The organism is Glycomyces sp. TRM65418 (assembly GCF_019710475.1).
Taxonomy (GTDB): domain Bacteria; phylum Actinomycetota; class Actinomycetes; order Mycobacteriales; family Micromonosporaceae; genus Glycomyces.
On sequence record NZ_JAJFAX010000009.1, the window covers coordinates 1 to 15,559 of the forward strand.

A 15,559-nucleotide genomic window follows, 5' to 3' on the forward strand; every position below is an offset into this window, starting at 1 on the left:
GGACGTGCGCACTCCCTGACCCCTCACCCCCGCCGGGGCCGGAGCGCACTGCGCTCCGGCCCCGGCGCTGTGTGCGCCATCACCGGAAATGCGGCTTGCGGCTGACGTAACGTCAGCCAATACCGTCGGATTCGCACGACGAAGGAAGGAAACCGGCGATGCAGACCTGGTCGACCGCCGAGGTGGTCAAGCTGACCGGCGTCACGGCGCGCACGTTGCGCCACTACGACGCGATCGGCCTCTTGACGCCCGCCGGCCACGGCCACGGCGGCCTGCGCCGCTACGGCCGGGCGGAACTCCTGCGGCTCCAGCAGATCCTCCTGCTGAAGCGCCTCGGCCTGCGGCTGGACGTGATCGCGGAGATCCTGGACGGCGCGCTCGACGAGATCGCCGCGCTCGAACGCCACGCGATCCAGCTCGCCGAGGAACGCGAGCGCCTGGATCACCTCGCCGCCACCGTCGAAGCGACCATCCGACAACTCGAAGGGAAGCAGACCATGACACCCGAGACCTGGTTCGACGGCCTCGACGCCGACACGCAGGCACGACATGAGGCCGAGGCCCGCAGCCGCTGGGGCGACGCGGTGGTGGACGCCGGAGAAAGGGCGATCCGGGCCATGTCGGCCGAGGAGCGCAGCGCGATCCCGGCGACGTTCGAGGACTTCCACCGGCGCCTGGCCGCGCTCCGCGACGCGGGGGCCGAACCCGCCGACGCCGGCGTCCAGGAGGTGGTCGAGCACCACTACCGGTTCATCGAGAAGCTCTGGGGCACCGCCCCCACCGCCGAGGCCTACAAGGGCCTGGGCGCGCTCTACACCGACGACCCGGCCTTCAACGCGACGTTCGACGAGGTCCAGCAGGACCTCGCCGCGTACCTCCGTGAGGGCATGAACGCCTACGCCGACGCGAACCTCTGAAGGACCCGGCCCTAGCGGGCCATGCCCACCGGCGCTCCCGCACCGACGGAGGGCTTCGGCTGGCGGTAGACCATGAACACCCGACGCTCCTGCGCGCCGACGAAGGCGCGCTTGGCGTCGAGGTCGTCGGTCCAGGCCAGGCGCCCGAGACCGGCCGCCAGCTTGAAGAAGCCGTCGTCGGGCAGGCCCGTCTCGCCGTTGCGGACGAGCACCGAGATCATGAGCTTCAGACCGGTGGCCTTCGAATGGTGCGCGTTGATGTCATCGCACAACTCCCCGATCCGCCCGGGGAGATCGGCGTCCGACTCGAACGGCTCGCCGAGTTCGCGGTTCATCTCGTCGTAGGAAAGCGTCTCGCCTTCCGCGGCATAGCGCTTGAGGACTTGCAGGCCTGTTTCGATGAGAACGGAGTCGTGCGGCATGGCGCCTACTTTGTGAGAAATGGAATTCGAAATCGAAAAGGGGCGTCTTCGACCGTAACACGGATTTTTCCGGCTTCGACCGATCCGGTGGCGGGCGATCGGGATTCCGCCTCACAGCGCGGTGGGAAGCGGCACGGTGCCGCTTCCCACCGCACGATCGATCGGTCATGAAGGCGTGGCGCCGGTGATGGTGAGTTCGTACGGGAACGGGTCGCCGACGCCGGTCTGCCACATCGGGTAGTTGCGGTGCTGCGACGGGGTCGGGGTGACCACGAGCATCATGTGGGTCTCCCCGCTCTGCAGCGAGAAGTTCGCGGTCTGCCCGGGTGAGAGCACGCTGCTGTAGCGGACCGAGAAGTCGGCCTTGACCGCCACGAGCTGGAACCGCCAGTCCGCACCGGCGAGGTCGGAGGCCCCGGTGAGCTGGACGCCGACCGAACCACCGGTGGGGTTCAGGTGGATCATGTTGTGGCCGTACTGGTGCGGGGCGTCCGAGGACGCGATCCGGTAGCGGTTCGAACCCAGGCTCTGGAGCGGATCGGTGTGGAGCGGCCGGTAGCCGCCGCCGCGCCACAGGTCGGAGCGGATCGCCGCCCCGTCCGAGAAGTCGTACACGACCTGCCGGGCGGAGTTGTTCGCCCAGAGGGAGGCGAACTCCTGGTGGTCGAGCTGCAGGACGCGCTTGAACGTGTCGATCGGATGCTCGCCCTGGCGCGCTTCGAACCAGAGTCGGTCGACGGTCTCGGCGCCGAAGGTGTCGCGGATGGTGTTGAAGATCATCCAGTCGCCGTAGTAGGTCTCCTGCGAGAGCCAGCGTCGGTGCTGCCGGTCGAGGTAGTAACCCGAGCCGGTGACGACGTCGGGCCGCTGCATGCGGGCCAGGTAATTGGCGTGGGCCTCCCAGACCGGCCCGGCCACCGGGTTGCCCGCGCCCCAGCCGCCGCCGTTGCCGGCGTCGGCGTTGAGGTCGACGGCGTACGACTGGAGGATGTGCCCGAACTCGTGCGACTCGACCCAGTCGTCCCAGGTCTTGTTGTACGGCAAGCACATGTGGCCGACCCCGATGTCGTCCGGCCCGGCCCAGTTCGCGGGCGGCAGGAAGTCCCCGGACCAGGTTCCGCACAGGTACAGGTTGATCCGGTACCGAGATCCGGTGTCGTGGTCCGCGGGGTCCACGAAGCCGACCTCGTCGACGTAGTAGTCGTAGATCTCCTCCATGTGGTTCGCGACCCACTGGGGGTAGTCGTCGTAGCCGTGCTGGCGGCCCCAGGCGACGGCGTCGATCGCGTCCCCCCAGCGGACGGTGAAGTTCTCGGACTCGACGTAGTTGCGGGTGGAGGCACCGGCCTCGGTCATGAAGCGGGGGGTGCGCGTCTCCTTCTGCTGCCGCGGTTCACCGGTCGGGTCGGGTTCGCCGGCGGTCGGCGTCGCGGTGGGCGTGGACGTGCCGCCGCCGCAGGTCGCGCCGTTGACCTTGAACCCGGTGGGCAGGGTGCCGCTGCCGGTGACGGTCAGCCCGAAGAGCTCCTTGGTCCGCCCGGCGGGAACGGCGGCGTTCCAGCCGACGTCCTCGCCCGTGAAGCGGGCGCCGGACTGGGTGTAATCGACGTTCCAGGCGTTCTGGACCGTGGCTCCGGCCGGCAGGTCGAACTCGATCTTCCACCCGTCGATCGACTCGGAACCGGCCTTGATGGACACTGCGGCGTTGTGCCCGGTGCCCCATTGCGAACTGACGGTGTACTGGACGGCTTCGCATGCGGCGGCAGATGCCGGGACTGCCGCCACCACTGCGACGGACGCGGCCATGACCGCTCCGACCGCCAATCCGACGGCCCCGAGCCGCCGTCGTCTATGCGTGATTTCCATTGGACTCCTCCGATCAGGCGCGAAAGCGCGCCCGCGGTCCGCCCGTCGAAACGCCGACCCGAGACCGAACCGCCATTAATATTTACGGACGTAAATATTAGATCCCGAGGCGCGACGCGGGCACAAGCACAGGGGATTTCAGAAACAAACCGCGTAAACCAGGTAAGGGGAACTCTGATCGGCGGGCGGCACGTGGGTGCCGTCCTGTAACGAACGGCGGGCGCGGGCATTGCCCGCGCCCGCCGTCGGCGGTGCTCAGTGCGCCGTTCCGATGCCGTGGCAGCGGAACGGGTCCGTCATGAGCGGACTCGCCGGTGAGCGTCGATGGCCCCGGTGGTGCTTCGAACCCGCTGCAGGAAGGCTCGGTCGTCAGTGGCGTCGAGCCTCGGTGAAGGAGTCAGACGATACGTTCGGGTCGAGTGTAGAGATTCATCGTGTCGTCGCGGACGAATCCGGCGAGGGTCAGGCCGGATTCCTCGGCGAGTTCGACGGCGAGTGAGGACGGGGCCGAGACCGCGGCGAGCACCGGGACGCCCGCCATCACGGCCTTCTGCGCGAGTTCGAACGAGGCCCGGCCCGAGACGGCGAGCACGGTGCCGCGCAACGGGACCCGGCCTTCGCGGAGGGCCTGGCCGAGCACCTTGTCGACCGCGTTGTGGCGGCCCACGTCCTCCTTCACGGCGAGCAGGTCGCCCTCCGCGGTGAACAGGCCCGCGGCGTGGAGGCCGCCGGTGCGGTCGAAGATCTTCTGGGCCTCGCGGAGCCGCACCGGGAGGGAGGCGAGGACCTCGGCCTTGACGGCGGCGGCGTCCTCGGCGACGGCCCAGGCGGCCTTGGTGCGGACGTCCTCGAGACTGTCCTTGCCGCACACGCCGCACGCCGACGTGACCGTGGTGTTCCGCCTGGCCGACTTCGGCGGCGCCTCCACGCCGCGCGCCAGCGTGATGTCGAGGAGGTTGTACGTCTGCTCGCCGTTCGCGTCCACGCCCGCGCAGTAGCGCATGCTCAGGACGTCGCTCGGCTTCGTGATGACGCCCTCGGCGAGCAGGAAACCGGTGGCGAGGTCGAAGTCGTCGCCGGGCGTGCGCATCGTGACCTGCAGGGATTCGCCTCCGACCCGCAGTTCGAGGGGCTCTTCGACGACGAGGGTGTCGACGCGTTCGATGCGGCGCCCCGCGGCGAGGCGGGTGGTCTTGCGGCGGACGGTCACACGGCCCATCGGGCTTCAGGTTCCCTTCGAACGGTTTCACTTCGTCAGGTGGTACTTGCCTGTATAGCGCGGCGGGGGCGGTCGGTTCGAGGGAGGAGGTGGAAACTCACGGTCGGGTCGGCGGGACAGGACCGGCGTCACGTCGACGCTTCGACCGTCCCGCTGTCGGGTTCGAAGCGGACCACGATCGATTTGGACGTGGGCGTGTTGCTGAACTCGGCCACCGAGTCGAGCGGGACCAGCACGTTCGTCTCGGGGAAGTAGGCGGCGGCGCAGCCTCGGGCGGTCGGGTAGTGCACGATCTTGAAATGCGGGGCGCGGCGGTCTCCGTCGGTCCACTCGCTCACGAGGTCGCAGTAGTCGCCGTCGCGCAGGCCCAGTTCGGCGGCGTCCTCGGGGTTGACGAGCACGACGCGGCGGCCCTCGTGGATGCCGCGGTAGCGGTCGTCGAGGCCGTAGACGGTGGTGTTGAACTGGTCGTGACTGCGCAGCGTCTGCAGGAGCAGTCGGCCGGGCCCGGCCTCGGGCGAGGTCACCGGGTTGACCGTGAAGTTGGCCTTGCCGGTGGCCGTGGGGAAGACGCGGGCGTCGCGCGGCGCGTGCGGGAGCGCGAAGCCGCCGGGGACGCGGGTGCGGGCGTTGTAGTCGGCGAAGCCGGGCACGACGCGTTCGATCCGCTCGCGGATGCGGTCGTAGTCGGCGGCGAAGTCCTCCCAGGGCACGGGGTCGTCGGGGCCGAAGACCGCGCGGGCGAGGCCGGTGACGATGGCGATCTCGGAGCGCATGTGCGGGCTCAGCGGCGGGACGCTGCCTCGGGAGGCGTGCACGATGCCCATGGAGTCTTCGACCGTGACGAACTGGGCGTCACCGCGGCGGCCGCGGCCCGAGGCGACCGCGGGCATGTCGATGTCCGTGCGGCCCAACGCCGGGAGGATGAGCGCCCGGGAGCCGGTCACGACGTGCGAGCGGTTGAGCTTGGTCGAGACGTGGACGGTGAGGCGGCAGCGGCGCATGGCCGTCTCGGTGGCGGCGGTGTCGGGGGTCGCGGCGACGAAGTTGCCGCCCATCGCGAAGAAGACCCGCACGCGGCCGTCCCGCATGGCGCGGATGGCGCCGACGGTGTCGAGGCCGTGGTCACGGGGCGGCGCGAAGTCGAATTCGGCGCCGAGGGCGTCGAGGAACCGGTCGGGCATCCGTTCCCAGACGCCCATGGTGCGGTCGCCTTGGACGTTGGAGTGACCGCGCACCGGGCAGACGCCCGCGCCCGGCCGGCCGATGTTGCCGCGCAGGAGCAGGAAGGCGACGATCTCGCGGATGGTGGGGACGGCGTGGCGGTGCTGGGTCAGGCCCATGGCCCAGCAGACGACGATCCTGTCGGCGTCGAGGACCATCGCGAGGAGGCGTTGGACGTCGGCCTCGGGCAGGCCGGTGCGGCGGACCGCCTCGGCCAGCGCCTCGGCGTCGTCTCCGGCCACGTGGTGGGCGGCGAAGGCCTCGAAGCCGTGGGTGTGCTCGTCGATGAATTCTCGGTCGATCGCGTCGGCGCGCAGGAGCATCCGGTTGAGGACGCTGAAGAGCGCGAGGTCGCCGCCGACCTTGATCTGGAGGAAGAGGTCGGTGAGGTCGGTGCCGCGTCCGGCGAGGCCGCGGGCGGTCTGCGGGTTGTCGAAGCGCTGCATGCCGGCTTCGGGCAGCGGGTTGACGGCGACGATGCGCGCCCCGGCGCGTTTGGCCTTCTCGAGGGCGGTGAGCATGCGCGGATGGTTCGTTCCGGGGTTCTGCCCGGCGACGATGATGAGGTCGGCTCGGTGGAGGTCGTCGAGGGTGACGCTGCCTTTGCCGATGCCGATGGTCTCGGCCAGGGCCGCGCCCGAGGACTCATGGCACATGTTGGAGCAGTCCGGGAGGTTGTTCGTGCCGAGTTTGCGGGCGAAGAGCTGGTAGAGGAACGCGGCCTCGTTGCTGGTGCGCCCGGAGGTGTAGAAGGCCGCGGCGTCGGGGTGGGCGAGGTCGGCGAGTTCGGCGGCGATGAGCGCGAAGGCGTCGTCCCAGCCGATCGGGGTGTAGTGGGTCGCGCCTTCGGCGAGGTGGACGGGTTCGGTGATGCGGCCCTGCTGGCCGAGCCAGTAACCGGATTTCTCGGCGAGATCGGCGACGGCGTGGGCGGCGAAGAACTCGGGGTCGACGCGTCGGCGCGTGGCCTCCTCGGCGACGGCCTTCGCGCCGTTCTCGCAGAACTCGGCGGGGTGGCGGTGGGTCGGTTCGGGCCAGGCGCAGCCGGGGCAGTCGAAGCCGTCCGTCTGGTTGACGTCGCGCAGCAGGGGCAGTCCGCGCTTGATCCCGGTCTGGGAGCCGACGAACCGGAGCGAGCTGGCGACGGCGGCCAGGCCCGCGGCGTGCCGCTTCGGGCGGCGGACGTCGGGGGCGTCCTGGGCGGGATCGAGGTCGGGCGCCTTGCTCATCCGCAAAGTGTAGGTCGCGCGCGGGCCGGGCGGCGGGGAGCGCCGGGAGGCGGCGTGTGCCGAACCCGCAGGCAGAGCGTGCACGGAGCGAAGTCGGGATTCAGCGCGAATCGGCACGATATCGGCCTGAAATCCCAGTACACCGGGTATCGGGGCGAATCAGCGCGGACCGCGCGGGCACCGGCCCACCGGTACGCTGAACGACGCGGACGAGCGGGTCCTTCGTCCTGGACCCGCGTTGCAGTCCTCAATGGAAGGCGGTGGGGATGGACGAGCACGATGACGCTTCGACCGGGCGCGGTCGCCTGCACGGCCGCGCGCTCCAGATCCTGGGGGTCGTCTCCACGGCGGCGGTCCTGATCGCGCTGTGGCAGTTCGGCGTCTTCGGCGAGGAGCCCGACCGCGATCCGGTGGGCGCCGTCGAAGGGCCCGTGGCGCCGTCGATCTCGGATGCTGCGGACGACCCGAGCACGACGCAGGTGACGCCGACCATCAGCGCGACGAGTGAGTCCCTCGCGGAGTCGTCGGCGGCCGAGACCTCCACCGCGCCTTCGGATGCGGCGTCGAGCTCGCGGCCTCCGGTGACCACGACGGCGGCCGAACCGCCTGAGGAGGACGCGGCGGCGACGGCGTGTTCGGCGAGCCTGACGCTCAACCAGTCGTGGGACGACATGATCGAGGTGACCGTCGTGGTGGTGAACAGCGGCGCGGAGGAGATCGAGTCGTGGGAGATCGATCTGTCCATGGACGGCGCGGACATCGAGCATTCCTGGAACATGCGGCATCTGGGCGACGGCCGGTACGGCAGCGAAGGCTGGAACGGCCGGCTCGATCCGGACGAGGACGCCGTCACCGGGTTTCAGGCCGAGGTCGACCGCGGGTTCGAGCTGCCCGACTCGGTGCCGTGCACGGCCGTCGCTTAAGCGGCCCCGGCGAGCAGGCGTGTCGCGGCCGCGGCCGCGCCGTCGGTGCGGATCGCGGCGGCGACTTCGGAGGCGCGGGCTCGGATCGGCGGGGCGAGGGCCGTCCCGAGTGCGGCCGACAGGGAGCGGATGCTGAGGGCGGGGCGTTCGTGGGCGGTGCCGATGCCGAGGTCGGCGACGCGGCGGGCCCAGTAGGGCTGGTCGGCGATCTGCGGGGCGACGACCTGCGGCGCGCCCGCCAGAGCCGCGGCGGTGGTCGTGCCCGCGCCGCCGTGGTGGACGACGGCGGCCACGCGCCGGAACAGCGCCCGGTGGTCGACGTCGCCGACGGCGATGCAGTCGCCGCGGTCGTCGAACGCGTCGAGGTCGGCCCAGCCGCTGGAGAGGACGGCGCGGCGGCCTTGGGCGCGTATGGCGCCGACGGCCACGCGGGCGGCGATCGCGGCGGGACGGATCGGGATGCTGCCGAATCCGATGTAGACCGGTGGGGGCCCGGCGTCGAGGAACGCCTCCAGGTCGGCCGGGAGCGGCCGTTCCCCCGGGAGGAGCCACGCACCGGTCTGGACGACGTCGAGGCCGGTCGGCCGCCACGGGCTCAGGGTCGGATCGCTGGCGAGCCACGGCCGTGCGGTGAAGACGTGGTCGCGGACGTTGCCGACCGGAGGCAGGCCGACCGATGCGCGATGGGCGTTGATCGCGGCGCTGAACAGGGCGTTCATGCTCGCGGCGTCGTGGTCCCACAGCGTCTGGTTGTCGGCGGGCCCGGCGGGCAGCGGCCGTCCGGGGCGCTCGGGCGGCGGGTGGTGCGCGGACGGCAGGAACGTCGGCTGGAGGCTCACGTAGCGGTAACCGAGGCCGAGGCGGTCGGCGGCCGAGCGCGCGGCGGCGGCGACGGAGAACATGCCGGTCGCCACGATGGCGTCGCACCCGGCGGCGGCGGCCGTGATCGCCGTGAACTGGTCGGCGATGATGGCGGCGGTGCGCCCCGCCGGATCCGCGGTGGACGGTTCGGCGGTGCCGGTGACCAAGGGGCGCACGGCGTCGCCCGCGGGGACCATCGGGATGTCGAGACGCGCCAGCAGGTCCGCGAATTCCGCGTCGGGCGGCGCGCAGACCCGCGCTTCCGCTCCGAGCGCCCGCAGCGCCGCGGCGAGCGCGGCCATCGGCTCGACGTCGCCGCGCGATCCGTACGTCGACAACAGCACCCGCATGACGCTCCCCGTTCGGTGGACTCCCGTCGATACTGCGATACCGGTGCTCGTGCGTGCCGGGGGGCCGCAGGTCTCGACCGGCCGTGGCGGGGCCCGGTCCTCCGCAGTCGGCCGGGCGGTGCCCGCACCGCTTCGCTCTGACGGGCGGGCCGCCTTCCTCGATGTCCTCCCCCGTGCGGCCGGATCAGGCCGCTTCCGGCCGCCGCCCGCAGACGGTGGCCGGCGGGCCGCCCGGGACCCGTCCCGTTACGGCCGCTGGTCGAACTCGGCGGTCGAGCCGTCAGCCGGTCGCTTCCGTCCGGAGGCCCAGGCCGAACGGGAACAGCGGGTCGTAGTCGGGGTCGCCGACGTTGAGCGGCTCGTCTTCGAGGACGCGGGGCCAGGAGACCGGGAGCCTGCCGTCGTAGGCGGTCCGGCCGAACAGCGGATCGGCGACGCCCGCGCCCTCGCTGCCGGGGAGCCAGGCCGCGACGAGCGCGTCGACGCCGTCGAGGTGTGACTCGATCTCGATGGGGCGGCCCGAGACCACGATGACGGCGCAGTCGACGGCGCCGCAGACGTGGTCGATCGCGGCGGCGTCCGCTTCGGACACCCGCATGTCGTGCTTCCCCGCCCCGGCGTCGCCGACGCCTTCGGCGTAGGGGTCTTCGGCCACGACGACGATGCCGACGTCCGCGCCCTCCAGCGGCTCGGTCGCCTTCTCGCTGTAGGTGACCGAGGCGGCGGTCTCCTGGATGCCGGCGAGGAGGGTCGTGCCGTCGTGGACCGATTCGACGGTGCCCTGCCAAGAGCCGGACCAGCCGCCCATCTGGCGGCCGAGCGAGTCGGCGCCGGAGCCGGCGACGTAGAGCCGCTCGTCCCCGGTGAGCGGGAGCAGGTCGTTCTCGTTGCGCAGCAAGACCTGCGAGGCGGCGACGGCTTCGCGGGCGACGGCGCGGTGCGCTTCGGAGCCGACGTCGGCGGCGCCGGTCGTGTCGGCGAGCGGTCGCTCGAACAGGCCGAGGGCGAACTTCTGGGTGAGGATGCGGGCGACCGCGTCGTCGATGCGGTCCTCGCTCACGGCCCCGGACTCGATTTCGGCGAGGAGCGTGGTGATGAACCGCTCGTATTCGAAGGGGACCATGACCATGTCGATCCCGGCGTTGATCGCGGTGCGCACGGCTTCGGCGTAGTCGTCGCCGATCTGGTCGACGCCCTGCCAGTCGGAGACCACGAAGCCGTCGAAGCCCAGCTCGCCCTTGAGGACGTCGTTGAGGAGGTAGCCGTCGGCGTGGGCCTTCACCGGGCCGTCGCCGAGGTCGGTCGAGGAGTAGGAGACCATGACCGATCCGACTCCGGCGTCCACGGCGGACTGGAACGGGGCGAGGTGGAGTTGGCGCAGCTCGTCTTCGGTGAGGGTGGTCACGCCCTGGTCGAGGAGGTAGTCCTCGGTGGTGGAGGTGCCGTAGGCGGTGCCGCCGTCGCCGACGTAGTGCTTGGCGGTCGCCAGGACGCTGGTGTTCGCGGCGAGGTCCTCGCCTTGGAAGCCGCGGACGACGGGCCCGGCGTACTCGATGGCGAGGCCGGGGTCTTCGCCGTAGGACTCATAAGTGCGGCCCCAGCGGCTGTCGCGTGCGACGCACACGCACGGCGCGAAGGTCCAGTGGACGCCCGTGGCGCGGGTCTCGGCGGCGGTGATCGCGGCGGTCCGGCCGGCGAGCTCGGGGTCGTGGGCGGCGCCGAGGCCGATGTTGTGCGGGAAGATGACCGCTCCGGGGAGGGCGCCGTTGCCGTGGACGGCGTCGATGCCGTAGACGAGGGGGATGCCCAGGCGCGAGTCGAGCGCTCGGCGCTGGAAGCCGTCGATCATCGCGGCCCAGTCTTCGGGCGTGTCGTGCAGCGCGTCGGAGCCGCCGTTGAGGAGCGAGCCGATGCCGAGTTCGGCGATGTCGGCAGGCGTGTCCTCGACGGCGGGGACGGCGGCCTGGGTCATCTGGCCGACCTTCTCCTCGATCGTCATGCGGCCGAGGAGATCTTCGACGCGTTCGGCGACCGGGAGGGCGGGGTCGCGATAGGACGCTTCATCGGCGTCGCTGCGCGGCACGACGAGGAGGGCGATGACCGACGCGGCGACGAGTGCCGCGGCCAGGGCGATCCAGAGGATCGCCGGGCGGCGCAGGAGTGCGGGCAGGCTTGCGCCCATGGCATGAGCTCCTCGAGGGGCGGGCGGACGACTACGGTCCCAACCTGAGCACAGCGTAATTGAAGGGGCGCTGCCGTGTCCATGGAGGCGGAGGACGGATCCGTGCTCATGGGGTGGGGTGCGTCGGAGCGTGAAGCCGCTCCGGCTCGAGAGTGCCGCAGGGGTATGGCGAACGAACGCTCGCCGAGCGCACGGCCCGCGCGTCCATCGGTCCGGCGGGGTCCACGCGGTTCGCGGGGCTCGCGCCAGGCGGACGCCGTCGCGCACGGGCCGGGCCCGTCTCGCGGCCCGTACGCGGCGACCGGCCGGGTTCGGGCGCCCGTCGGTGCGGGCGAGCGGTGCCGCCGGTGCGGCTCGGTCCGCGCGCGTACCGTCCAGCGCGCCGGGCTCGTGCATGGCCTTCCTTTCGCGTGGGCGGCGCGGTGCGGACAGCGCGCACGACCACCCGTTCCCCGTCTCGATGGAACACCTGGTTGCCACGGTGAGCCGAGGCTGTTATGTTGGGCCTCCAAACTAACCCTTCGGTGGTCTCCCCCGTTCGAGCCCTCACCGTCCCTCTGCCCTCTAGGAGCACACGTGCGACGACGCACTCTCGCCGCTTCGCTCGGCGCCGCCGCTGTCGCGGCCGCGGCCGTCCCCGCCCCCGCCTTCGCCAAGACCAGCGGCCGCTGCGAGGACGCCTACGCCTGGCGCAACGCCGTGGTCAACGGCGGCGGCTACGTCCCCGGCATCGTCTTCAACGAGACCGAAGCCGACCTCATCTACGCCCGCACCGACATCGGCGGCCTCTACCGCTGGCAGGAGCCCACCCAGACGTGGAAGCCGCTCCTCGACTGGGTCGGCTGGGACGACTGGGGCTGGACCGGCGTCGTCTCCGTCGCCACCGACCCGGTCGAGCCCAACCGGGTCTACGCGGCCGTCGGCACCTACACCAACGACTGGGACCCGATCAACGGCGCGGTCCTCTACTCCGACGACTACGGCGACACGTGGGGCGCGGCCGAGCTGCCGTTCAAGCAGGGCGGCAACATGCCCGGCCGCGGCATGGGCGAGCGCCTCGCCGTCGACCCGGCCGACAACGCGGTCGTCTACCTCGGCACCCCGAACGGCAACGGCCTCTGGCGGTCCGAGGACCACGGCCGCACCTGGGCGCGCGTGGAGGAGTTCCCGAACGCCGGGAACTTCGTGCAGGACCCCGGCAGCGACTACTCCGACGACAACCAGGGCGTCATCTGGACCGAGTTCGACCAGACCGGCCGGATCTTCGTCGGCGTCGCCGACCCGGCCGACCCCCTTTACGTCTCCGAGGACCGCGGCCAGACCTGGCAGCCCGTTCCCGGGGCCACCGCCATCGGCGCCGTGGACGGCAACAAGGCCATCCCGAAGCAGGCCGCGATCGACCACGAGAACGGCCACCTGTTCATCGTCACCAGCTGGGACCCGGGCCCCTACAACGGCGGACCGGCCTCCGGCAAGGGCGGCGCGATCTGGCGGCTGGACCTCGCCTCGGGCGAATGGACCGACGTCACCCCGTCGTACAACCCGGTCGGCGCCATCCCCGGCTTCGGCGGGGTCACCGTCGACCGCCGGAACCCCGGCACCCTCATGGCCGCGACGCAGAACAACTGGTGGCCCGACGAGATCATCTACCGGTCCAGGGACTCCGGCGCGACCTGGGAGACGAGCTGGGACTACGCGTGGGACGCGGACTTCTCGTGGCCGCCGCAGCGCACCGACCGGTTCACCATGGACCCCGGCGGCAGCGAGTGGCTGTCGTTCGGCGGCGTCGACGACGGCCCGTCCTACGCGGTCAAGCACGGCTGGATGATCGACGCGCTCGCGATCGACCCGCACGACTCGAACCGGATCATGTGGGGCACCGGCGCGACCATCTGGGGCACCGAGCAGCTGACGGCCTGGGACGCGCAGGGCCCGCTCGTGGGCTGGGACGACGAGGCCGGCCGGCAGGTGGCGCTGCCGGTCGACCCGTTCACCGTCGCCGTCCGGGTCGAGGGCCTGGAGGAGACCGCGGTGCAGGACATCGCGGCGCTCGGCGGCACCGTGGTGACGGCGATGGGCGACCTCGGCGGGTTCGTCCAGAGCGACCTCGGCCGCGCCGGGACGCAGATCCGCAACCCCGACTGGTCCTCGGGCCGGAGCGTGGACTTCGCGGCGCTGAAGCCCGATGTGGTGGTCGGCTCCGGTGACGTGGAAGGCGACGTCGACGGGCACGTCGGCGTCTCGATCGACCGCGGCGCGACCTGGCTGACCACGAAGCGCCTGGAAGGCGTCGCGGGCGGCGCGAACGGCGGCACGGTCGCGGTGAGCGCGGACGGCGAGGTGATCGTGTGGACGCCCGGCGACGGGACGACCGCGCCGGTGCTCAGCACCGACCTCGGTCAGAGCTGGACGCCGGTGGAGGGCCTGCCCGGGGGCGCGAAGGTGCGCGCGGACCGAGTGAACCCGAACTGGCTGTACGCCTTCGCCGCCGGCGCGTTCTACGCGAGCCGCGACGGCGGCCTGAGCTTCGCCAAGACGAACGCGTCGGGCCTGCCCGCGGAGGGCGATGTGGACTTCCGCGCCGTCCCGGGCAAGCGCGGGCACCTGTGGCTGGCCGGCGGCAACACGCCCGCCGAGGTCGACGCGGTGTACGGGATGTGGCGCAGCACCGACGGCGGCCGGTCCTGGAAGCGCATCCGCGACTTCGAGGAGGCGGACGCGGTGGGCTTCGGCAAGGCCCGTCGGCGCGGCTACCCGACGATCTACGCCTCGGCGAAGGCCGGCGGGAAGCGCGGCATCTGGCGGTCGACCGACGAGGGCCGCAGCTGGGCGCGGATCAACGACGACGCGCATCAGTGGGGTTGGACCGGCAAGGCGATCTCGGGCGACCCGGAGGTGTACGGCCGGGTCTACATCGCGACGAACGGTCGCGGCCTGATCTACGGCGACATCGCCGATTAAGTCCTCATCGGACCCACCCCTCGCCTGAACGCTCAGGGGAGCGACCGCGCCGGTCGCGGGGCCACCGTTCGGCCCCGCGGCCGGCGCATTGCCGTCATCAGTCGGGCAGTACCGTCGACAGGGCGGCACTGCTCGACCGCATCACGGTTGCAGAGGCCGGAATGCGCACTCGCGGCCCACGGTGACCGCGGGTCTCACCCCTCAGAAAGGTCGGCGTGTTGATACGCGATGAAGCGCCGCCGCTCGTGCGGCGAGGAGGCGTCGGCGACGCCGATCGGCTGACCGCGGTCTTCTGGGCCGCACGCGGCCGGATGGCGTATCTGCCCGCGCTCTACACGTACGAGCAGACCGCTTGGTGGGTCGAGCACGTGATGGCTCCGCAGTCGGAACTGTGGGTCGCCGAGCGACACGGGGCAGCGGTCGGATTCGCCGCGCTGCAGGGCGATCGGCTCGATCACCTCTACGTCGAACCCGCGGCGCAAGGGCAGGGAGTCGGAGAGGCGCTGCTGGCCGAGGCGAAGCGGCGGCGTTCCGAGCTGCATCTGCGCGTGTTCGAGCAGAACGCGGGCGCACGGGCCTTCTATGAACGGCACGGGTTCGCAGTGGTCGACGTCGGCGACGGCTCGGACAACGAGGAGCGCCTCCCGGACCTCCATCTGCGCTGGCACCGCTGAACGCGACGGCGTCGTCGCGTTCGGTACGCGCCTGAATCGGATGGCGCAGCGGCCGAGACGGAACCATACTTGCTCGATGCTCGGAGAGACCGCCTATCACGGCGCCCTCGGCGGCGCGTTCGCCGCCCTGTCCGAGACCGGCGCCTACAACGCCTACATCGACCGACCCGCAATGCGCGCACTCGCCGGAGACATCGCCGGGCTCCGCGTCCTCGATGTCGGCTGCGGTCCCGGGCATGATGCGGCGGCCCTGGCCGAACGGGGCGCCACGGTGCTCGGCGTCGACGGCAGCGCCGATCTCCTCGAACACGCCCGCGTCCGGACCGGGGGCGCGCTCGAAACGCTGCGGGAGCCCCGCGCCGTCCCCGAGCTGGAGGCGGTGGACGCGGGGTCCTACGAGCGGCTCGATCGCAACCCGTCGCTCCTGGCGGCCCTGTTGCGCCGCCCCTGACGCGTCCGAGGTCGCGGTGAAGCATCGAGGTGGCCGGATTGGTGGCCGAATGTCCGACTCTCACGCCTTCGGCCATCCCGTGGAAACTTGCAAATGGACCGACATCGCAAGGTTCAATGCACCGGTGCAGATCCCATTTGGAACGATGTCCGGGGCCTGAGCCAGCTGCTCCCTCTCTCCTCGTTCGAGGGGGGCCATGCGATCGGAGTCGTCAGTTCACGTGGCCGTCAAGTGATCGGGTGTGTGAAATCGCCGCGAGCGGGTAACTAGAGAGAACCTC

The 15,559-nt window shown here is 71.5% G+C and carries 11 protein-coding genes; 5 read left to right on the top strand and 6 right to left on the bottom strand.

Going from position 1 to position 15,559, the window contains the following annotated elements; translation table 11 throughout:
- Positions 1–158: 158 nt before the first annotated feature.
- A complete protein-coding gene (locus K3N28_RS18310; RefSeq protein ID WP_228094198.1) occupies positions 159–917 on the top strand; it encodes a TipAS antibiotic-recognition domain-containing protein in 759 nt (252 codons plus the stop codon).
- 11 nt (positions 918–928) lie between these two features.
- Here the strand turns inward: K3N28_RS18310 and K3N28_RS18315 are convergent, their stop codons facing one another.
- The 4 genes from K3N28_RS18315 to K3N28_RS18330 form a co-directional block, all read right to left on the bottom strand.
- The gene (locus tag K3N28_RS18315) at positions 929–1,339 is read right to left on the bottom strand and encodes a hypothetical protein (protein WP_228094199.1); all 411 of its coding nucleotides are present in this window, start codon (positions 1,337–1,339) and stop codon (positions 929–931) included.
- 165 nt (positions 1,340–1,504) lie between these two features.
- Entirely contained in the window at positions 1,505–3,205 is a 1,701-nt protein-coding gene (locus K3N28_RS18320; protein ID WP_228094200.1) for a DUF6055 domain-containing protein, read from the bottom strand.
- A 397-nt stretch (positions 3,206–3,602) separates the two neighbouring features.
- A complete protein-coding gene (fdhD, locus tag K3N28_RS18325; RefSeq protein ID WP_228094201.1) occupies positions 3,603–4,424 on the bottom strand; it encodes a formate dehydrogenase accessory sulfurtransferase FdhD in 822 nt (273 codons plus the stop codon).
- Positions 4,425–4,552: 128 nt separating this feature from the next.
- Complete coding sequence (locus K3N28_RS18330; protein WP_228094202.1) at positions 4,553–6,877, bottom strand: FdhF/YdeP family oxidoreductase; 2,325 nt, start codon at positions 6,875–6,877, stop codon at positions 4,553–4,555.
- Positions 6,878–7,143: 266 nt separating this feature from the next.
- On the opposite strand from K3N28_RS18330, the gene K3N28_RS18335 reads away from it, so the two are divergent.
- Positions 7,144–7,800, top strand: coding sequence for a cellulose binding domain-containing protein (locus K3N28_RS18335; protein ID WP_228094203.1), 657 nt, complete (start codon positions 7,144–7,146; stop codon positions 7,798–7,800).
- On the opposite strand, the gene K3N28_RS18340 is transcribed toward K3N28_RS18335, so the two are convergent.
- Both K3N28_RS18340 and K3N28_RS18345 read right to left on the bottom strand, forming a co-directional pair.
- On the bottom strand, positions 7,797–9,011 hold the full coding sequence (locus K3N28_RS18340) for a glycosyltransferase (RefSeq protein ID WP_374209827.1): 1,215 nt from the start codon (positions 9,009–9,011) through the stop codon (positions 7,797–7,799). The genes K3N28_RS18335 and K3N28_RS18340 overlap by 4 nt on opposite strands.
- 280 nt (positions 9,012–9,291) lie before the next feature.
- A complete protein-coding gene (locus K3N28_RS18345) occupies positions 9,292–11,193 on the bottom strand; it encodes a glycoside hydrolase family 3 protein (RefSeq protein ID WP_228094205.1) in 1,902 nt (633 codons plus the stop codon).
- Between the two features lie 576 nt (positions 11,194–11,769).
- On the opposite strand from K3N28_RS18345, the gene K3N28_RS23275 reads away from it, so the two are divergent.
- The 3 genes from K3N28_RS23275 to K3N28_RS18360 all read left to right on the top strand — a co-directional run bounded on the left by K3N28_RS23275 (position 11,770) and on the right by K3N28_RS18360 (position 15,279).
- Entirely contained in the window at positions 11,770–14,154 is a 2,385-nt protein-coding gene (locus tag K3N28_RS23275; RefSeq protein ID WP_255640292.1) for a xyloglucanase, read from the top strand.
- A gap of 215 nt (positions 14,155–14,369) precedes the next feature.
- Complete coding sequence (locus K3N28_RS18355) at positions 14,370–14,828, top strand: GNAT family N-acetyltransferase (protein WP_228094206.1); 459 nt, start codon at positions 14,370–14,372, stop codon at positions 14,826–14,828.
- Between the two features lie 76 nt (positions 14,829–14,904).
- On the top strand, positions 14,905–15,279 hold the full coding sequence (locus tag K3N28_RS18360) for a class I SAM-dependent methyltransferase (RefSeq protein WP_228094207.1): 375 nt from the start codon (positions 14,905–14,907) through the stop codon (positions 15,277–15,279).
- Positions 15,280–15,559 lie beyond the last annotated feature (280 nt).

Coding starts and splice junctions, on each gene's coding strand:
- K3N28_RS18330 (WP_228094202.1), bottom strand. CDS start 6,877: ATGAGCAAGGCGCCCGACCTCGATCCCGCCCAGGACGCCCCCGACGTC.
- K3N28_RS18340 (WP_374209827.1), bottom strand. CDS start 9,011: ATGCGGGTGCTGTTGTCGACGTACGGATCGCGCGGCGACGTCGAGCCG.
- K3N28_RS18335 (WP_228094203.1), top strand. CDS start 7,144: ATGGACGAGCACGATGACGCTTCGACCGGGCGCGGTCGCCTGCACGGC.
- K3N28_RS18360 (WP_228094207.1), top strand. CDS start 14,905: ATGCTCGGAGAGACCGCCTATCACGGCGCCCTCGGCGGCGCGTTCGCC.
- K3N28_RS18310 (WP_228094198.1), top strand. CDS start 159: ATGCAGACCTGGTCGACCGCCGAGGTGGTCAAGCTGACCGGCGTCACG.
- fdhD (WP_228094201.1), bottom strand. CDS start 4,424: ATGGGCCGTGTGACCGTCCGCCGCAAGACCACCCGCCTCGCCGCGGGG.
- K3N28_RS18315 (WP_228094199.1), bottom strand. CDS start 1,339: ATGCCGCACGACTCCGTTCTCATCGAAACAGGCCTGCAAGTCCTCAAG.
- K3N28_RS18320 (WP_228094200.1), bottom strand. CDS start 3,205: ATGGAAATCACGCATAGACGACGGCGGCTCGGGGCCGTCGGATTGGCG.
- K3N28_RS18345 (WP_228094205.1), bottom strand. CDS start 11,193: ATGGGCGCAAGCCTGCCCGCACTCCTGCGCCGCCCGGCGATCCTCTGG.